The sequence below is a fragment of the Sporolactobacillus sp. PKPK-6 genome, assembly GCF_056678885.1.
In genome coordinates, this window is record NZ_JBWXPA010000002.1 from 263,335 (window position 1) to 283,428 (window position 20,094).

Genomic DNA, 20,094 nt, shown 5'->3' on the forward strand with positions numbered 1-20,094 from the left:
TCGGAAAAAGATTGTCCGAACCTGTCATTCTCAGACTCGCCAGAGAAAGGCTGTCCTATCATAGACATTAAGGCCAGTTCTGAGCGGTTGGAGCGAGATGCTCCTAAGTCCTCTAACAACACAATAACAGGAGTATGATAACACAACGCTGGTTTACCTGTCAATAAACCATCCCACTTAATTCTCTTCCTGAATGAATCGATCACGAAGACCGCAGCGCTGTCTTCTGCGAACCAATTCAACTAGTCCCAATCGAGTAAATCCGAATACTTGTACAGCATTCGGATCATTTTTCGTTAAACAGTCAAGTTCATGGAGCAATTGATACCGATTTTCATCCTTTTCCATACGAAGAAAATCGATGACGACCATACCGCCGATTTGTCGCAGCCGCAGTTGCTTAGCAATTTCTTTAGCTGCTGACTGATTAATACGAAAAGCTGTCTCCTCCCAATTGTTATGAATAGCTGTCGAACCTGAGTTCACATCAATTGCTGTGAGTGCCTCTGTATATTCGATCATTAATGATGCTCCGGATTCAAGGGGCACATAGGGCCGCAGTGCAGCCTTATAGGCTGATTCAAGATTAAGGTAACTGAAAAGATCTTGATGTTCTTTATATATGAATTTCGTATTTGGCGGGAGTGCATCTTGATTGATTAAAAAATTAGCGATTACCGTGCTCGTTTGCGGAAAATGATTTTCATTCAAAAGTGCCGTGGCAAATGAAAATTGGCGCAGGACTCTTTTCTCTGAAGAAACATTTTTTGCAGTGCAAATTAAAGTGGACGCGATGCCTTTTAAGGACTTAAATTCCTCTAGAATTGCGGCAAGATCCTGTTCGCCAGCTTGCGTACGAATTATAGCGCCTTCACCCGGAGCGCACCACTCCGACACCTTTTTTTTTAAATGCTCGCGCAGATTTTCCGGTAGACGTCTTGAGACGGCAACATAGGGACTAAAAGGTAGAAAAATCAAGTTTTTTCCTTTGATTTGGACTTGCTCCGTCAGCTCCGGAACCTTTCCATCCCGTTCTTCCTTATCTACTTGTACAATAATCCGCTCATCTGGTTTCACTGTGTGATCCGGACGCTGTTTATGGTTCGGCAGAAAGCCGCTTTGTCCATCGCCAAGGTCAACGAACCAGCCTACTTGGCTAAAACGATTTTTCAGAATCCGTCCGATGAAAAGATCGCCGACCCGGACGTCGTTTGCATCAGATTGATAATAAAAAGAAACAACCGACTCATTCTCAAGAAGAGCAGCACGCACACCTTTGTTTTCTTTTTCCAATACTACAGTCACAGACTCTTTGGACACAACATCACCAGCTTTCCACATTCGTTTCCATTATCGCAAATGCGGACAAACGGTGCAAATCACGCGCCATTCAGCGGCAGTCATTGATTGTATCACCTTCACAGCTACCTTTGAAATAGTCGTTTGCGAGCCTTCTTCCATCGATATCAGAATTCTTTTCTCCAACAATATGAATGCGGTGCTCCGCATTTTTGTAATATAGAGAGAAAACTGCGGAAAGTGGTGCATCCCCCGTTACTTTCAGCCGTTTTAATCGAACAAATCGATACTTAGTATTTGAAAGAGCAAGCAGGAAGCGAATAAATCGAAGCGGCAAGACACGCCGCTCTTTATAGAGTGCAATAAGAATAAAGAGTACGATCACCCAAAGATTAAGCGAAAAAGGATAGCGCCAAAATGTCAGGATACTGAAGAGCAGTAAGGCAGCCGCAGAAAAATACAGCATTTTTTTATATGCAGGTTTAAATGGATAGACAATTTCCAACAGCACATGCAAAAGGCGCCCGCCGTCTAAAGGCCAAATGGGCAACAGGTTAAAAAGAAGCAATGCACTGTTTTGTGCCAAAAACAGATGATGCTGGTCTGTTCCCCAGAACGGCAAGCCAAGCATTGCATAGGAAAGCAGCGGCAGCCAAACATTTTGGAGCGGTCCAGCAAGAAGGACGATAATTTCTTGATAAAAAGGATGTGCTTCATGCTCATCCAGTTTTGCAACACCGCCGAAAGGCAGCAGCTCGATTTCAATGACATTCCAGCCGAATCCTTTTGCCGCAATGGCGTGGCCGAGTTCATGAATAAGGACAATCAGAAATGCGATCGCCGTCTCCCATAAATGGCCGGTCAGCGTTCCAGCGGCGATAACCAACCAAAATACAGGATGTATTCTAATTTTCGGCAGTAAACTAGTCAAAGGACATCACCTGAATGGGGTCGATAAATTTTTCACCCTTTTTCAATGCGAAATAGAAAGTTCCTTTTTTGTTTTTTTCGGAGGTAATGCCGATTTTCTGACCTTTTTTCACCTCCTGGTACACCTTTACATTTGCCTTGTCTAGTTTTCCATACCATGATTCATCACTGTCTTTATGCTGAATGACGACCGTCTCGCCAATGTTTTTCTTTTTTCCGACAAACACAACAAGACCGTCTTTTGCTGCCTTGACTTCAGAATGTGACGTGGTTTCGACGATAACACCCTTGGATTGACTGCTGTAGGGTAATTTCACTTCGCCGACGACCGGGTCAGCAAAAGAAGACGTCTTACTTTTCTCTTTCGTACTCGTGCTTCCTCCATTTGCGGTGTTGACTGAGTCACTTTTGAAACTAGGCAGAAAGCTGATCGGATCACCTAAATTCTTCTCATACCAACTCGAAACGGCAGCAAATTGGAATTCTTGTGTCATCGCCGTATTAATTGAGCTTTTGATGGCCTGAAATTGACTTCCTGCAGCATTATTTACCCAATAAGCAGACCCAACAAGTAATGCAGAAAGAACACATTGAAGCAAGAATCGACGCCCATGATGCACGGGCGGCTGTCTTTGTTCATCAAACGGTTCAAAGTAGGGAGATTGGAAATCACGCCTGCCTCCGCTACCATGCTTATATTCCATAAAAGGCTTAGGCGAGGTCTGCAGCATCATTAATTTTCTTTGTTTTCGTTGCTCATGTCTTCGTTTATAATCCATAAAGTCCCTCATCGTCGGCTTCCTTTCTGCCCTTGTCCGTTTTTCTTTTAATCCATACGTTCGGGTACGGCTATGTGCAGGTCAATAAATTTCAATTCTTTGGACTTGCCTTCTAAAAGGACTGTATGCCGACAAAGCGAAAATTATGAGAGATAAGAAAAACAGGGCACAAAAACGCCCGGTTCTTACTTCCGCGGGATGCGGTGGCTTTCGCGTTGCGTTCAGAACACATGCGCATTAAGCGAAAGTTCTTCCATTTCACTTCTGTTCATAAAGCATTCTGGTCCTAAATATGTAATGAGTAAAATAAGCGGAAATTTTCCGGTTATATGCATCATGGAGATTTTTTCATGGGTATATAAGGGGAATTTCTCCAGTTATGCAAAGCAAAACCTTCTATTTTCCATGTTTTTCGACTCGATAAGCGGAATTTATCCGTCTATTTAAGCTATATTTTTATTCATTTTCTAAATAGGGGGAATTTCTCCGTCTATTTATCAGATTGGGCGATTTCCCTGATCGCTCAACCGATAAGTGCAGATTAAAACTCAGCATCTTATAACCATATCGTCGTACCAGCAAGGAAAAGCGATGTAAATACATGGCACTTTATCACAATGGTGTTTTCATTCAAACGGTGTTCCGCGCCCCTCAAGCGGGTCATGAATGTTTCTTTACCCTGTTAAAAAAAGCGGCTGCCGCGCAGATATACATCCGCGTGCAGCCGCCTTTTTAAACCAATTTATCGCATGCCGAGCAACGACTTAAAACGATGGAAAAATCCGTTTTTCTCATCAAGTACCATCAGCGGTACCGTCTCGCCCAGGATGCGCCTGCCGATGTTTCGGTAAGCTTGGGCAGCCTTTGATGATGGATTGAGTGCAACCGGCTCACCTTTATTTGAAGATGAGATCACACCATCGTCATCGACAACAATTCCGAGCAGATCGATCGCCAGGATATTCATGATCTCATCAATTTCCAGCATTTCTCCGCTTTTCAGCAAATGCTGCCGTATGCGATTGATGATTAATCGAGGCGGCGTAATTTGTTTCTCCTGCTCCAGCAACCCGATAATTCGGTCTGCATCACGCACTGAAGATATTTCCGGTGTTGTCACAACGATTGCGTGATCTGCACCCGCAACTGCGTTTCTGAATCCGCGTTCGATTCCTGCCGGGCAATCAATAATCACATAATCAAAGTCTGATTTCAATTCGTCAACCATTTTCTTCATCTCAGAAGGCTTGACAGCTGTTTTGTCCGTTGTCTGTGCTGCAGGAAGCATGCTGAGACACTCGAAGCGTTTATCTTTAACCAGCGCCTGATTCAGCTTGCACCGACCTTGTGCCACATCCACAAGATCATAAATAATACGGTTCTCCAGCCCCATAACAACGTCTAAATTACGCAAACCGATGTCCGTATCCACCAGACAGACTTTCTTCCCCTGTAAGGCCAGTACCGTGCCGACATTCGCGGACGTCGTCGTTTTTCCGACACCGCCTTTGCCTGAAGTCACAACGATTGCTTCCCCCATCGTTTACACCCCTTTTCCATAAATCTTACAACTTCTCAAGCACTAGTGACAGATTCCGTTTCTTTAATGCTGCATGCACTCGATCGATAACAATCTTTCCGATTTTTTCATCCAAATAGGCACATTCAAGTAAGTGATCTTCTTTCATTTCTTCCACCGAGCCATTCTCATTTCGACTGATGACTTGTCCGATTTTGAGCTGTGTCGGTTTCATTATTGAAGCGACAATCACCGCATCTTTACCGTCGCCGTCTGAACCTGCCGCAGCAACACCTCGAAGCGCTCCAAATATATAGATGTTTCCGGTTGCCGAAACCGTTCCTCCCGGGTTAACGTCACCGACAAGAAGCAAATCACCTTCAACTGAGAGCACCTGTCCGGAACGAATGATTCGAGCGATCGGTACAATCTTCTCCTGTGCCTTTTTCTTTGCAATATCTTCAAGAGTCATCACGTTCGATTGAATATCTTCAACTTTCAAATGATCAAAAGAATGGATAATTTCTTTTAGCTGATCGCGTTGAACCTCGCTTATATAGCGGTTTCCCGCTTGAACTTTAACTGAGATAACGGGACCCTCTTTATATAGGTTAGTATTCGCCGCTAGTTTTTCTTTAAGTTCACGCACCAAATCACGATAAGCACAAGCTTCGTCCATAACGAGTACAAGGCCGTCCTTCCTGCCTTTCATCGTTACAAGTGGCTGAGTGGCTGACATCGGGATTTTCACCTCGATATGTTTGATATTCAATATGAGAAGGGAAAAATCCTTCATAGAAACGAAACAGATTCAAAACATTTGAAACAAAAAGTGTAAAAGCTCCAACGATACATTTATCGGCTTGATCGGATTTATTTTTCAATCCCGTCCGAGAGCCTTTCAAAAAAACGTCTGAACGGATAGTAAATAAGCATAGTAAAAACCGCATTTAAGCATACTGTAGGTAGAAGACGGAATTGAAAGAAAAACCCGAGTTGCTGATCGGTCACGCCGATCATCAGATAAATCACATAAACCTCAAACTGCTGCATACAGACACCAACCGCAACAAGCAGAACGGTCATAGCAGTGTTCATGTTCACCCATTTGGATATCGAATACACTAAATATACAGTAAGTGTCAGAGAAAAAGCATAAACACCTAGAACAGATGCATAAACAATATCAATTAAAAACCCAAACAAAATAGCATACTTCAATCCCCAACTCAGTGATCCGAAGAAAGCAAGCATGAGCAACGCTACTAAAACAAATTCAGAAATGATCTGAACGTTGTTTCCAACAGAATAAAAGGGGATAAGCGGCATCACTGTGCCCTGAATGAGAAAGAGAAAGAAGAGAAGGATGAAGATTTTACTCTGCTTCAATTTCCCTTCCCCCCCACTTGCTTCTTTTTCTCAATAACAAGCACGTAGTTTAAATGATTCAAATCAGCCGCCGGTTTTATCTGAGCCGCTTTTGTGAGTCCGTACTGGTCCGTTGACACACTTTGTACGGTGCCAATCACGAGCCCCTTTGAATATTTACCGCTCAAGCCCGAAGTGGTAACCGTCTGTCCCTTTTTAACTTTTGCCTTAATTGGTATTTTGCCAAAAAGAAGTGTTCCTTTGTTCTGGTTATAACCTTCAATCATGCCATAGATGGTGTCACCATTCTTCGGTTCAATCATGGCGGATATCTGGTTAACATTTTGATCATCGGAAATAAGCGAAACTTTACTTGTAAAGTTGCCAACCTTAGTCACACTTCCAACCAAGCGCTTCCCCGAAGTAATGACCGGCATTCCATTCTTTATTCCATTTACTTTTCCTTTATCAAGCGTAAGAAGCTGGTTCCACTGATCATACGAACGACTGATTAATGTCGCCGAATACTTTGTGTACTCAGAGAGAGAAGGATCATTCTTCATACCCAGCTGTGCCTTCAGTTCCTTATTTTGCGAAGTCAGATCTCTGTTCTCTTGTTCGACACTTGCATAATTTGTTAAATTTTCTTTTAAACGTTTATTTTCTTTATAGGCATTTTCAATATCGCTGACATTCTCAAAGAAACCCGCTACATAGCGAGCGGGCACATTGACAACATATTGAAACCCTCCAACAACGTCCTGAACGAATTGTTCGGTCCATGTTGCGCGCGTACCTTCTTTTAATGAATAGCTGATAAGCGCAATAAGAACAATCAGACTGGTCAAGAGGACAATTAATTTTTTATTTGAAAAGAATGAAGGCATACGGACACCTGCTTAATTATTAACTTTGAACTGAATTATTTTCTTTTGGCAGCGGAAATCGAATTCGCCTTTGAACGAATTAAAGGCAAATTTTCTAATGAACGGCCCGTACCGATTGCGACGCAATCGAGTGGACTTTCCGCTACAATAACCGGCATTTTAGTCTCATCGCTGAGCACATGATCCAAATTATTCAGAAGCGCTCCGCCTCCGGTCAGCACAATTCCCCGATCCATAATATCCGCTGCAAGTTCTGGCGGCGTTTTTTCAAGGGTTACCTTTACTGCTTCAACAATTTGATTGACTGAGTCATGCAGTGCTGAGGCTATTTCCTTACCCGACACTTCGATCGTTTTAGGAAGACCAGACAGAAGATCCCTGCCGCGCACTTCCATCTTTGCATTTTCCATTTCTTCCGATCCTCCGGCAGAACCAATTTCAATTTTTAACGATTCCGCCGAACGTTCGCCAATCATCAGATTGTAGGTTTTCTTTACGTACTGAATGATCGCTTCATCCATATCGTCTCCGGCAATTCGGATGGACTGACTGGTTACAATTCCGCCAAGCGAAATAATAGCAACCTCAGTTGTTCCTCCGCCTATATCGACTACCATGCTTCCTGTCGGTTCCCAGACCGGAAGATCTGCTCCGACAGCAGCTGCAAAAGGTTCCTCAATCGTATATGCTTCGCGTGCACCAGCCTGCTTTGTTGCGTCTTCAACCGCACGTTTTTCAACGGCCGTAATTCCGGATGGAACACAGACCATCACATTAGGTTTGCGTGAAAATATTGAGCGCTGCTTTTGCGCTTGATTTATAAAATATTTCATCATGGTCGCTGTTGTTTCAAAATCCGCAATGACACCATTTTTCATTGGCCGAACGGCTACGATATTGCCAGGCGTACGTCCGATCATATTCTTAGCCGGAGTTCCTACCGCTTCAATCAAGCCGGTATCCGTGTGCAGAGCAACGACAGATGGTTCTCTGACGACAACACCTTTTCCTTTTACGTACACTAAAGTGTTCGCCGTACCAAGGTCTATGCCCATATCTCTAGAAAATCCGCCAAACATCTATGTAATCTCCCTTCAGGTTGCAAAACTCATACACTTGATTATATCTTAATTGATCTTGAATTTATAGGGGCTGAGCGAAATGACCGTAAAATCTCTGCCTAGTCCCACTCATTAAAGTAAGCCTTTCTGCTTCAAACTGATAAAACGCCGATCACCAATCACAATATGGTCCAAAACATCAACACCGAGCATCTTCCCGCATGAAGCAAGACGCTTGGTAACGTCGATATCTTCTCGGCTGGGCGTCGGATCACCGCTTGGGTGATTATGAAAACAAATAATGGACGCAGCAGATTGCCTGACCGCTTCCTTGAATACCTCACGCGGATGAACAATGGACGCATTCAAACTTCCGACAAAGATTGTTTTCTTGTGCAGCACTTGATTCTTTGTATTCAGGAACAACACGACAAAGTGTTCCTGCTTCAAGACACGCAGCTCTTCCATGACATAGTCTGCCCCGTCTTCAGGTGAGCGGATCGCGTAGCGGGAATCATGAACCATTCTCGCCATCCGCTGCCCAATTTCGAATCCCGCCAGAAGCTGAACTGCCTTTGCTGTGCCAATACCCTTGACCTGTTTTAATTCTTCGATGCTCGCTTCCTTGAGGAGATCCAGTCCCTCAAAACGACAGACAAGGCGTTCGGCAAGCTGCATAACAGATTCATTTCTGGTGCCCGAATGTAAAAGAATAGCCAGCAGCTCCTGACTGGAAAGAGCAGATGCACCTTCGCGAATCAAACGTTCTCTCGGGCGATCCTCCTGGGGTACATCCTTCATCATAATATTCTTGACCATTTTCAATTCCTCCATTCTGCATGGCAATACCTGTTAAAATACAGCATATCTTGTTTCAGAAAACTCTGCAGAATGGAAAACAGTGAAAACGTGAAGGTTTTGCAGGCTGTTGCTCATTATTTTCGACATAGATCTCATGTTTATGTCACAAAAATAGAAAATCCGACTAAATTAAATTTTTCTAACATTATGGATGGACGAGATCATTATAATCAGCAAGTGTATTCAAAAGTTCCTGCTGCAGAGCAAGAAATTGAGCACTATAATTCTCATTCGACACTTTTCCGATCGCTTGGCGTGCCATCCTCGCATGATTTAGTAAAGATTTCGCTTTTGTATTTTCAGCACTTTTTGCCGCATTCTGATAAAGTTTGTCCACCGTTTTCAATGAATTGGCATTTGCCGCACGCGTGCCGTTCTTCGATTGTTCCATTAATGAAAGTAATTCCTGAATCAATTTTTTATTGTCCAGTGCTGCATCGGACTGTGCTTGTTTCTTTAAGATCGTCTGACTAGCCTTAATAGGTATTTTCTTTTTGAACACAGTCATTCCTAGGCCTTTAAAATGGGCGAGCAATTGAGTCGCTCCTGCATCCGTCTGGGCAACACCGACAAAAATTGCTGTTCCTCCTGTAACCGGCATCACTGCAGCCGGTCCATGGTTGCGAAGCTCACTTGCGATCTGCTCCGCTTTGTCAGTTGAACCAAAAAGTCCTGCCTGAATGACATAAACGGACAAATTCAGATCGTTTTTCGACACCGCTTCTGAGCTTTCTTTACCCGATTGAGCTGATTCATTGTTACTCGTCCATGTATCATTAGATTTCGGATTCTGCTCATTGAAAATCATAAGCATCGTCAGACCAATCGCGAGGCCGACAACTAAAGCAGCAGCTGCCGGAAGCCAAATGAACCGAATTGTCGCTAACGGACCGAATGATTTGCTCGAAGACGAGTGCCATTTCTTTCTTCGATTTAAAATAAAATGCTTCGGTTTAACAAATGCATCCTCATCGACAATCGTTTGCGTTTGACGGTCCGTTGGTACATGCTCTTCGGAGAACGCGGCATTCCAGTCCAAAGACTTATCCTTATCTGCCGCTGTCTCACGCCTTGTCCATTCTTCCATCGTGTGCTTTTTCCCATTGAATGTAATCGTTACTTGAGGCATTTTTTTGTTTTTTTCGGGCATATCGACCATCGATCCCCCTTACACGAAACGAAACTCTGCTTCCGAATAGCTTAGCATAGCAGAAATAAAAAAGGACGAGACATTTGTCGTCTCGTCCACAATTTTTTTCGCTGTTTTTTTCACAAATTCATGTATTTAAGCGATCAGGCGGAATCAGTACAAGGTCCTTTCAATTAAATATAACGAGCAACGCGGTTTTTCCCTTGCTGCTTGGCTCCTTTATACATAGCGTGATCCGCATTGTAAATCAGTTCAGAAGGATCTGTCGCATCAACCGGCGCAGTCGATGTACCCAAACTTATGGTGACAAGAATCTTGTCATAGCGGTTCTCCGATTCGTTGAAAATCATAAATGCTTCTGCAGCAACTGCCAGTCGAATCGTTTCTGCAATTGCAAAGCACATATTTCGATCCATTCCCGGTAAAAGTACTGTGAACTCTTCGCCTCCATACCGGGCAACCGTGCCCTTATGACCGACTGTTTTTCGCAGACGATTGGCGACACCGATCAAAATAGCATTGCCGTTCTGATGTCCGTACGTATCGTTAATCTGTTTAAAATTGTCAATGTCCATCATAATAATCGAAAAGACCTCTAATGATGGATTATTATACATTTTATTGATTGCTTTCATCATATATCGATAGTTAAACAAGTCGGTGAGCGGACAGCGCTCGCTTTCTTTCTTGCGAATTTCAAAATTCTTCGCGTTTTCAAGGCTGATTGCGAGGAAATCGCCGACAATCTCGATACCAATTCTGCTGGTGTTCGTATAAGATTTCGACATGTGGGATGCCAGCGTCATCACACCGATCACCTGCCCGCGATGCATCATGGGTACAGAAAGATATGATTTTGCTTGTCCATTCGAAAGCGCATCGAGAAAAGGGTACAGATCACCCGCATTCCCTGATCCGATAATCGCCTTTGCTTGCCTGAAAACACTCAGGCTGATATCTGCTTCTTGCTGGAAGGGCACAAAGAATTCACCTTGGTCCTTTCTGTACATCCGGACAAGCTTCGGCCGTTCAGGCTGAGTGTACAAAACCACATAGAGATAATCAACCGGAAGCATGGTCGGCATTTTTTCAAAAAGCAGATCGAAGACATGACTGACAGACAGTTCTTCTGTAAGTTGCTGGCCAAAATGATTGACACTTTGCAAGAAACGAATTAATTCTTGGTTATTGTTGATTTGACGCATGATAATTGAAAGTGTAACCATTGGTATCGCAATCATCAGCATCCCCAGCCAGGCCCAGGACGCATACATTAGGTAAAAAGCAATACCCAGCGGCATCATTAATAGGGTAATTGTGATTTCCCACACAGAATCTCGGTCAAACATCTTAACCTTAATAGGAGTACTTAAAAGCCATTTGCGAATGAACATAAGTGCAACCGTATTTGCCAAATATGCTGAGAAGTAAAAACCAAAAATCGGGAGCAAACTCAGTTCAAGAACATTAACTGTAACCTCCGTCGCTTTTCCACCCAGTGCAAAATAAGTTGATCCAGATGAAATGGAAACAAGTAAAAACATAGTCAAATTAATTGGAATGCGGTAGGCATCCGTTTTTCCAATTCTCTGAGTGAGCAAATAAACAATAATACAAAATTGCGTCATTAACGTTTCAACGAAGAATCCGAAAATCAAGAATGTAGCGAGTCCAATACCTTGGAGAACAATAATATCCGTTCCTTTTACTTTAAAACTAAAGAGTCCGGTAAGTACAAAAACAATCGTCACAGTTAATAAAGAAGCAGGTGTAATGTTCCGCGGCGGATCGATCGTATAAATGATCGGCAGAGAAAAAAAGAATGTCAGGATCCAAATAGCAGTAATTACCCGTTGTTTTATTATGGACAATCGCACTTCCTCCTTTATGCTAGCCTGTGCGATTTTGGAGATTGATCATCTATTATCCTAATACTATTTTACTACTAATAATAATGTTAATTGTAGCAAAACAAAAACAAGTTGAAAATGGTTTTTCAAAACCTTCTCAACTTTTTGTAATAATGTACTATTTAAGAACCGGTTTCGTAAAATTCAACTCCTTAGCGCAACCGTTCGCCTGTGAGTAATTCGTCGCGGACAACCGCAATAAAATAAAGTGAGCCGCAAATCAGTAAAAGTTCGTCTTCACCAGTCTCACCAATCATTCGATGAAGTGCCGCTTTCCAATTCGAATTCTGTCTTTTTTTCGCATGCAGTGAAGCGTTATACAGCAAATCACTGCTTGCAGCACGAGGAAAATCAAATGTAGTGAACGTAATGTCGTCAGCTGCTTTTTCAATCAACTGAACCATTTTCTTATATTCCTTATCCTGAAGTGCAGCATACAGAAGGTGAATGGTTTTACCTCCGTAATACCTTTTCACGGTTCGAACTAGTGCCTCTGTCCCTTGAACGTTATGAGCGCCGTCAATGACAATCTGCGGATGATTCATCATCCGTTCAAACCTCCCCGGCCATGCCGCCCTTTTCAACCCGATGCGGATCGCCTCCACACTCACAGCAATGCCGCAATACGTCGATAGATAGCAAACGGTCATTAAAGCCGCGGAAGCATTTTTCAGCTGATGCTCGCCTTTCATATGTATCGTCAGTTGGCAAAATTGCCTCAAACCTGCATCAAAATTGAAATGTTCTCCTTCGCTGTCATGACCAAGCGGACTGAAAGTAAATGCATCGTTCAGAATAAATAATTTTGATTCTTTTTCCGCTGCTTTCTCACGAATTACTTCAAGGGCTTCCGGATGTTCCGCTGTTGTCACAATACCGGTATTCTGCTTGATAATGCCCGCTTTTTCAAAGGCAATCTGTTTAATTGTATTACCAAGAACCTTCATATGATCCATGGCGACATTCGTAATCACAGATACAAGCGGGTGAATGACATTTGTCGAATCCAAGCGTCCGCCTAGACCGACCTCATAAATGACGAGATCACATGGATTGAGCAAGCCGAAATAAACGAAACTAATCATTGTCACCGCTTCAAATTCAGTTGGGCTGCCAAAATCAGTCTCATGGTCTACGGCAATCGTCAAGGGGTACACCATGTTTGCCGCTTTAATTAGGTCTTCGTCGCTGATCGACTGACCGTTCACCATCATCCGCTCATTAAAAGAAGTGATGTAAGGGGATGTGTAGGTCCCGACTTTCATACCGGCAGCCTCGTAAATGTGCCAAAGGAAACAAACAGTTGAGCCCTTTCCGTTCGTACCGCCTACGTGAACTGCTTGGATTCGGCGTTCCGGATTTCCCAGCTTGTCCAGCATCCATTCCATCCTCTCAATGCCCGGCTTGATTCCAAAAGGAATAAGACTTCGAATCCATTGCAAGGCTTCGTTACATGTTTCAAACATTTTCCAACCCTCCGAATAGCAATTCTGAACCTTAAAAATAATTAAGAAAACGGCGGCGGATCAGTCGAATCCCGCCACCGTCGCATCTCAGTGATAGTAATCTCTATTTTATCCTAATCAGGCGTTCAATTCAGCAATTCTTGCTTGTAATTTATCACGTTTCTGCATATAATCTGCTTGCTTTTCGCGTTCTTTGGCAACAACTTGTTCCGGTGCCTTGTCAACGAATCGTGAATTGCCCAATTTTTTCTCAACACGCTCAACTTCGGCGTTCATCTTGTCCAGTTCTTTATTCAAACGGCTAATCTCATCTTCAATATTAATCAGACCGGACAGCGGCAGATAAATATCAGCGCCGGAAATAACGGCGGAAACCGATTTATCCGGAGCTTGAACATCCGTTCCAATCTGCAGAGTCGCAGGGTTACAGAATCGTTCAATATAGTTCTTATTTGCTTCATAAATTTTCGTTTCTCGCTCTGAAGCCGTTTTGATCAGCATATCGACTGGTTTCTTTGGTGCGACGTTCATTTCCGCACGAATGTTGCGAACAGAACGAATGACCGTTTGCAGAGCACTCATTTCTCTGTCAGCTTCAGCATCATTCCATTCCGATTTCACCGTTGGCCAGTCACTGTGCATAATCGTTTCGCCTTCATGGGGAATATGCTGCCAAATTTCTTCAGTAACAAATGGCATGATTGGATGAAGCATTTTAAGAATCTTATCCAACACATAAGTCAAGATCGACTTTGTAGTTTGCTTTGCAGCTTCGTCCTCGCCATAGAGTGGCAGCTTCGCCATTTCAATGTACCAATCGCAGAAATCATCCCAAATGAACTGGTAGAGGTAGTGTCCAGCTTCACCAAAATCGTAGCTTTCATAAAGCGCTGTGACTTTTTCAATGGTTTCATTCAAACGAGTCAAAATCCAGCGGTCGGCAACAGACTGTTTTCCGGACAAATCGATATCGTTTAGAGAGAATCCTTCAAGGTTCATAATGACGAACCGCGAAGCGTTCCAAATTTTATTTGCAAAGTTCCAATTCGCTTCGACCTTCGACCATTGGAAAGTCAGATCCTGGCCCGGGGTCGTGCCTGTCGCCAAAGTATAGCGAAGTGCATCAGCACCGTATTTTGCAATGACATCCATCGGATCGATGCCGTTGCCGAGCGATTTGCTCATCTTCCGTCCTTGTTCATCACGTACAAGGCCATGTATGAGAACATCTCTAAAAGGACTCTTACCGGTAAATTCTGTTGACTGGAACATCATACGTGCGACCCAGAAAAAGATTATATCATACCCGGTCACAAGTGCGTTTGTTGGAAAATAGCGTTTAAAATCCGCTGCCTTTTCATCCGGCCAGCCCATTGTTGAAAATGGCCAGAGTGCCGAGCTGAACCAAGTATCCAGCACATCTTCATCCTGTTTCCAGTTTTCAATATCCTTTGGCGCTTCCAAGCCGACATAAACTTCTCCCGTTTGTTTGTTATACCACGCCGGAATGCGGTGGCCCCACCACAGCTGTCTGGAGATACACCAGTCACGAATGTTTTCCATCCAGTGCCTATAGGTACCTTCGAAACGTTCAGGAACAAAATTCACTTGATCATCAGTCTCTTGCATCTTCAGCGACGCCTCAGCGAGCGGCTTCATTTTGACAAACCATTGTGTTGACAAAATCGGCTCGACAACAACACCGGTCCGCTCGGAATGTCCGACAGCATGTGTATGCTCTTCAACATAGGCAAGGTCACCGGATGCCTCAAGATCCTTCACAATCTGCTTACGGCATTCGTCACGATCGAGGCCCTGATATTTACCAGCAAATTCATTCATTTTTCCGGTTTCATCGATAACCAGAATTCGTGGCAGATCATGTCTTTTGCCGACTTCGAAGTCATTCGGGTCATGTGCCGGTGTAATTTTTACAGCACCGGTTCCAAATGATTGATCCACATAGCTGTCGGCAACAATCGGAATTTCGCGTCCCACAAGCGGCAGAATCGCCTTTTTGCCGACGATGTCTTTATAGCGTTCATCGTCAGGGTGTACGGCAATGGCCGTATCGCCCAGCATCGTTTCCGGACGAGTCGTCGCAATTTGGATTGACCCTGAACCATCGGCAAGCGGGTAATTTACGTGCCACAGGAAGCCCGGTACTTCTTTATAAATTACCTCAATATCAGACAATGCGGTGCGCGCAGCCGGATCCCAGTTGATAATATACGCGCCGCGGTAAATCAGTCCTTTTTCATAAAGCTGAACAAAGACTTTGCGTACCGCTTTGGACAATCCCTCATCAAGGGTAAAGCGTTCTCTTGAATAATCGAGGGACAAACCAAGCTTTGCCCACTGCTTCCTGATAAACGTCGAATACTCTTTTTTCCATTCCCAAGCGACTTCAAGAAACTTCTCACGTCCTAAATCATAACGCGATTTTCCTTCCTCGCGCAGCTTTGCATCGACCTTAGCCTGAGTTGCAATACCGGCATGATCCATACCCGGTAGATAAAGTGCGTCATAACCCTGCATTCTTTTAAAACGGATCAGCAAATCCTGCATCGTCGTATCCCAAGCGTGGCCAAGGTGCAGCTTGCCCGTTACATTCGGAGGCGGAATAACAATCGAATACGGCTTCTTTTCCGGATCTCCTTCCGCTTTAAAATAATCTTTTTCCAGCCAAGTCTTATACCACTTTTCCTCAGTCAGGCTCGGATCATATTTCGTTGCCAATTCTTTATCCATCATTTACCGCTCCCTTGAATCTCTATTTTCATGCTCACTTCAATGAGCCGGATGAACGCAAAAAAGAGTTTTCTTCGTCACAAGGACGAAGAAAACTCCGTGGTACCACCTATATTCACGCGTACATGTCGCGTCTCATTCATTCGATAACGGATTCCCGGAATTTCCTAATTGACCCATTAGAGTCGTTCAGAAAGACTGCTCAAGGGCTACTTCCACATCTTTGGCTAAAGAAGCTTTTCAGCGCAACAGCTTCTCTCTCTTATAGAGGAAGTTCAAAAACTCTGCATTCCTCTTCTAGCTTAACAATGTGTACTACTCCCTGTCCCAGCATTTTCACTCTGACACAGAACTTGATGTGTTTTGTATTTATTATATATAGTTACTGTTCTGCTCGTCAATGCTCATTGGAAAAAAATTCGATCACATAGGCAAAACAGTTTTCATAAACTATAGCATAGCCAGTCTGGATTCTTTATAAACGAAAGGAGCTATGCATATGTTCAAAAATAATCGATTTCAACCCTTTTTAAAAAAATGTCGTGAAGGACTCAGTGTTGTTGTGCTTCCACTTGCCCTTTTCCAACTCATTCGTACCATTTTTCTGCCGACATCCATGGATGTGATGCTTACCGCTCTTCTTTTTTTTCTTTACGTCGGTTATTTAAAAAAGTGGCTTTGACACATCATTGATGTTCTTTTTCATCCTTTTCATTCGCAGCCTTTTCTTTCGCTTTTCGCTCTTCTTCTCTTTTTTGTTCCTCATCCATTCTCTCTTTTATCGATGTGAACATGTTCATGTGCGTTCGGCAAAGATCGATCCAGCGCTTAACAAACCATTGCTCATCGATTTGTCCTGAATAGAGATATCTGCTGAGTAATTCAGCATGCGCGCTCGGAAATAAAAGAAAATGAGTAAGAAAATTTTTCTCTTCATCGTTCAACGGACAAGCAGCACGATACGATTCATAAAATCCTTGCCAATCCGTTTGTTCCGATCCAAGCATGGCATTTGCCTGTTCAAAAAGCATGGCGGTTTCCACAACAAAAAAGCCGTCTTCGCTATTTTCGAAATTCGTCAGACAGCTTCTTTCATTTTCAATCAGCAAATGAAGCGGACTCAGGCGCCCATGGCAGAGTGCACGCCGCATCGTCTTGTTTTTGCCTTCCTCATCTTTCTCATGCGAAAAGAAATCGCGCGCACGCTGCATATTCTCGAGATAAATAAACGCAGACTTGAGCACAGCTTGCTCAAACGGGGACGGATAGACATGATGCTCCGCTTTGTAAAGAAATTGCTCCCAGATCATTTGCCGCTGGTTCAGCACACGCACCATACCCTGATAGAGACTGGTACTGTCCGCTTTTTTTTCAAGTGTTTTTCGATGTAGCTGACCCGCCTTGATAAAAAGGTGGCGGTATCGTTCCTGAAGATTCGAAGGATCAACGGTTTCAGTGAACCAGGGCAGCAAATAATAACTCGTTTCCGTTCCGCGAATCACCAAGTCGCCATATTTAGACGGAAGCGGACAAACCGCATCGATAACCATGCGGCGTGTCAACGTATAAACAGTTTGAAGACTGCGGATTTGCTGATCGTTCAATACTTTCTGCTTTAACGCAAATGAACCGACCGGAGTGTCGACACGGATCAAACTGCCTCGAACGGCAAGATTGTAAGGCACGAGATCATAATGAAAAAGTATTCGATTAATCCGATTGTTGTCCGTCTGCTCCACGTGCCGCACCCCCACCCGCATCTCCGGATTGCGCAAAAACGGATTTGAATAAATGGATCAGCTTAATTTTCTGATCCCATATTTGCTTAAACTCCTCGATTGAAAATGGATCGCTTTGCATTTGTTCCCTATTGATTCCAGATTCAAGCAGTCGCATCCATTCACCGGGTTCAAGCCACTCTGCCTGCAACAAATCGGCGGTTTCACGATCAAAAAGCTTTTGATCCTTCAATGCCTGAAAGAGGTTGTTCATGGATTGCTTCCTATGATCCATGCTCTCTGCCAAAAAGAAGCGTGCTAATAATCTGCACCCGTCAACGGGCCGTGACTGACCGAGTTCAAGGAATAAGGTATCAAAAATGGCTGTACATGACTGAAGGGAAAAGTCCTCCGGCAGAATGAATGCCGAACGTCGATTTTGATATGGCTCTCTCAATCGATCTGCTTCCTCAGCACGTGCACAGGCCGATGAAAAGCAGGAAGATACCATTTTCCAAGTATCGTGATCTTGAAATCCGATCTGTTTCGCCTGCTCATACAAGCTGCGCACACGGACTGAAGCAGAGTTCGGCACTTCTTCAGCTGGAACATCACGACTATATTGGACAAGTCGAGTCAATGCAGTTGCCAAGAGTGCTTCATTTCCATCCAATTGGACTGGTTCTAAAGGTGCGTCATGACATGTTACTGAAAGGCTGCCCATGCGGACCGATGGCAGTCCTGAACGAGTCACATACATACGGTCAATGAAAAAGTCGTCATTGATCAAGCGCTCACGCCACTTCAGATGCAGCTTCAACAAGGCTTCATTCTGCCAAATTCTTATCTTCTTTCTGCCTCTTTCTGTTTCTACAAGAAGCGGCCGCTCTTGCACGACTCTTAATTGTCCAAAATAATAATTAGCTTGTAAGGCAGACAAAAGGACACCTTGCTCATTTGTCATCCTGTGCCGCCTTAGCAGTCTTTGGAATATAAAGAAGTTCGCCCGCTTCAATGTCTCCTGAAGTCAAATCATTTTTCCGCAGCAGACTAGTCACCGGAACATGGTACCGTTCCGAAATTTTTTCTAACGAATCACCGGACTGGACAATACAGATTTTCACCCGAGTCTTTTGCTCTGCTTCATCACCAGCCAGCATTTTGGTCAAAAAGAGACTGGTCGCGTCAGCCTTCTTCTCTTTACCTGTGCTCTCATCCTGCGCACTTTCTGTCTCAGAAATCTTTTCTTCATTTTGAGCTGCAGGAGTCGGGGCTGGTGAAGCTGGTTGCGCACTTGGAGCGGCTGCTTCTGACCGGCCTGAGGACTGTCCTTTAAAAGCAACAAGCGGTGCACCGCTTTCTTGAGGTTCGTCTTCCGGTTTTCTAAAGGCCTCATATTGAAAATCCGCATCTGCTTCATCATTCAATTGATCTGTCGGCATTTCCTCAAATTCACCGGTCAGATCATCACCCAGTGTTCTTTTACTCTTAGTTGCCGGATTCAAAGGTTTTTTCGCAGCATCTTTCTGAGCAGGCTTTTCCTCGGCTTTAGATGATGGTGTTTTGTCAGCTGCAGATTTTTTCGTCTCAGGCTTTGTTTCTGCTGCTTTCTTTTCTGCTTTAGCAGGTTTTTCTTCTTTTTTTGCAGGAGCCTTTGCTTCGGGCTTTTTCGTCGGTGCTTTCGCTTCAGGCTTTTTCGTTGGCACCGTTTCCTTCGGCGCTTCAGGCTGAGGGGCAACAGGCTGCTCGATCGGTGCTTGTGCCTTTGGTTTCTCAGTACGATCGCCCGGGTTCGTGTTCGTTAAACCGGTGATTGCGATATCCGCTTGGAGCTGAATATGCCGATGCTCGGACAGTTCGTAATCAAACGAATCAATGACGACAAACAAATCCTCCAGGTTCGGCACGCGATCTGCCGGGATGGTAATGTCTATTGGAAAATGGTGTTCCAGCGTATCGGTGCCATTACCCGTATCCATAATTTCGTCAATGGTTCGAAAAGGTGCTGAATTATGATCTGCATCACCGGTCGTATTCGAGACCTCAGCCGGTTTGTATTCCCCCGTAAGACGGAGAAAACCTTTAATGGTAACATCATTCCAATTTTCTTCCACTGTGATGTCCGGCTCTAGAGCCATGGATAATATTTCTTCAGCAGGTGCGTCATTTCTTAGCCACACCGATTCATTTATTGAAAATTGCAAGCGATCATTCGAAGATTGAGACATCCCTTCCACCCTCTCATCCGTTCTTAATACTGTTCTATGCGTGAAGTATGGAAATATGCCCAATCATTTCTGATCATATATAGGACCGATGGGGTTTGTTCAAACAAATGACGGCAGTCGCCTATCGTCTTAAGACATACAAAACCATGAATTTAAAAAAAGAAAGC

17 protein-coding genes and 1 other annotated feature are annotated in these 20,094 nt (G+C 43.9%); of the genes, 1 reads left to right on the plus strand and 16 read right to left on the minus strand.

Annotated features, from left to right (window positions below; all coding sequences use genetic code 11):
- Positions 1 to 22 precede the first annotated feature (22 nt).
- Positions 23 to 99: a sequence feature (ribosomal protein L21 leader region), on the minus strand.
- A 78-nt stretch (positions 100 to 177) separates the two neighbouring features.
- The 13 genes from AC1MBV_RS12240 to AC1MBV_RS12300 form a co-directional block, all read right to left on the minus strand.
- Positions 178 to 1,305 (minus strand): ribonuclease E/G, encoded by a 1,128-nt coding sequence (locus AC1MBV_RS12240; protein WP_480948391.1) that lies wholly within the window; start codon positions 1,303 to 1,305, stop codon positions 178 to 180.
- Between the two features lie 85 nt (positions 1,306 to 1,390).
- Positions 1,391 to 2,230: a M50 family metallopeptidase gene (locus AC1MBV_RS12245; protein ID WP_480948392.1), complete on the minus strand. Its 840-nt coding sequence runs from the start codon at positions 2,228 to 2,230 to the stop codon at positions 1,391 to 1,393.
- Positions 2,223 to 3,008, minus strand: a complete 786-nt coding sequence (locus tag AC1MBV_RS12250; protein ID WP_480948393.1) for a peptidoglycan DD-metalloendopeptidase family protein — start codon at positions 3,006 to 3,008, stop codon at positions 2,223 to 2,225. The genes AC1MBV_RS12245 and AC1MBV_RS12250 overlap by 8 nt, the downstream gene beginning before the upstream one ends.
- A 742-nt stretch (positions 3,009 to 3,750) precedes the next feature.
- On the minus strand, positions 3,751 to 4,548 hold the full coding sequence (gene minD, locus AC1MBV_RS12255; RefSeq protein ID WP_255745577.1) for a septum site-determining protein MinD: 798 nt from the start codon (positions 4,546 to 4,548) through the stop codon (positions 3,751 to 3,753).
- 25 nt (positions 4,549 to 4,573) lie between these two features.
- Positions 4,574 to 5,266, minus strand: a complete 693-nt coding sequence (gene minC / locus AC1MBV_RS12260) for a septum site-determining protein MinC (RefSeq protein WP_255745578.1) — start codon at positions 5,264 to 5,266, stop codon at positions 4,574 to 4,576.
- Between the two features lie 134 nt (positions 5,267 to 5,400).
- Positions 5,401 to 5,916, minus strand: a complete 516-nt coding sequence (mreD, locus tag AC1MBV_RS12265) for a rod shape-determining protein MreD (protein WP_480948394.1) — start codon at positions 5,914 to 5,916, stop codon at positions 5,401 to 5,403.
- Positions 5,913 to 6,782, minus strand: coding sequence for a rod shape-determining protein MreC (gene mreC, locus AC1MBV_RS12270; RefSeq protein ID WP_480948395.1), 870 nt, complete (start codon positions 6,780 to 6,782; stop codon positions 5,913 to 5,915). Before mreC ends, mreD begins: the two co-directional genes overlap by 4 nt.
- Positions 6,783 to 6,817: 35 nt before the next feature.
- Positions 6,818 to 7,861 carry a rod shape-determining protein gene (locus AC1MBV_RS12275; protein ID WP_255745582.1) on the minus strand — a complete coding sequence of 348 codons (1,044 nt, stop codon included), beginning with the start codon at positions 7,859 to 7,861 and terminating at the stop codon, positions 6,818 to 6,820.
- Between the two features lie 114 nt (positions 7,862 to 7,975).
- Positions 7,976 to 8,662 (minus strand): RadC family protein, encoded by a 687-nt coding sequence (radC, locus tag AC1MBV_RS12280; protein ID WP_304654712.1) that lies wholly within the window; start codon positions 8,660 to 8,662, stop codon positions 7,976 to 7,978.
- Between the two features lie 187 nt (positions 8,663 to 8,849).
- The gene (locus AC1MBV_RS12285) at positions 8,850 to 9,854 is read right to left on the minus strand and encodes an SPOR domain-containing protein (RefSeq protein ID WP_480948396.1); all 1,005 of its coding nucleotides are present in this window, start codon (positions 9,852 to 9,854) and stop codon (positions 8,850 to 8,852) included.
- A gap of 173 nt (positions 9,855 to 10,027) precedes the next feature.
- On the minus strand, positions 10,028 to 11,725 hold the full coding sequence (locus tag AC1MBV_RS12290) for a sensor domain-containing diguanylate cyclase (protein ID WP_480948397.1): 1,698 nt from the start codon (positions 11,723 to 11,725) through the stop codon (positions 10,028 to 10,030).
- A 191-nt stretch (positions 11,726 to 11,916) separates the two neighbouring features.
- Positions 11,917 to 13,230: a bifunctional folylpolyglutamate synthase/dihydrofolate synthase gene (locus AC1MBV_RS12295; RefSeq protein ID WP_255745588.1), complete on the minus strand. Its 1,314-nt coding sequence runs from the start codon at positions 13,228 to 13,230 to the stop codon at positions 11,917 to 11,919.
- 117 nt (positions 13,231 to 13,347) lie between these two features.
- Positions 13,348 to 15,981 carry a valine--tRNA ligase gene (locus tag AC1MBV_RS12300; RefSeq protein WP_255745590.1) on the minus strand — a complete coding sequence of 878 codons (2,634 nt, stop codon included), beginning with the start codon at positions 15,979 to 15,981 and terminating at the stop codon, positions 13,348 to 13,350.
- Between the two features lie 499 nt (positions 15,982 to 16,480).
- Here AC1MBV_RS12300 and AC1MBV_RS12305 point away from each other — a divergent pair, with 499 nt between their 5' ends.
- The gene (locus tag AC1MBV_RS12305) at positions 16,481 to 16,663 is read left to right on the plus strand and encodes a hypothetical protein (protein ID WP_255745592.1); all 183 of its coding nucleotides are present in this window, start codon (positions 16,481 to 16,483) and stop codon (positions 16,661 to 16,663) included.
- A gap of 4 nt (positions 16,664 to 16,667) precedes the next feature.
- Here the strand turns inward: AC1MBV_RS12305 and AC1MBV_RS12310 are convergent, their stop codons facing one another.
- The 3 genes from AC1MBV_RS12310 to AC1MBV_RS12320 are packed head-to-tail and all read right to left on the minus strand — an operon-like array spanning position 16,668 to position 19,927.
- Positions 16,668 to 17,720 carry a protein kinase family protein gene (locus tag AC1MBV_RS12310; RefSeq protein ID WP_255745594.1) on the minus strand — a complete coding sequence of 351 codons (1,053 nt, stop codon included), beginning with the start codon at positions 17,718 to 17,720 and terminating at the stop codon, positions 16,668 to 16,670.
- The gene (locus tag AC1MBV_RS12315) at positions 17,692 to 18,663 is read right to left on the minus strand and encodes a hypothetical protein (RefSeq protein WP_255745596.1); all 972 of its coding nucleotides are present in this window, start codon (positions 18,661 to 18,663) and stop codon (positions 17,692 to 17,694) included. Before AC1MBV_RS12315 ends, AC1MBV_RS12310 begins: the two co-directional genes overlap by 29 nt.
- On the minus strand, positions 18,653 to 19,927 hold the full coding sequence (locus tag AC1MBV_RS12320; RefSeq protein ID WP_255745598.1) for a LysM peptidoglycan-binding domain-containing protein: 1,275 nt from the start codon (positions 19,925 to 19,927) through the stop codon (positions 18,653 to 18,655). Before AC1MBV_RS12320 ends, AC1MBV_RS12315 begins: the two co-directional genes overlap by 11 nt.
- Positions 19,928 to 20,094 lie beyond the last annotated feature (167 nt).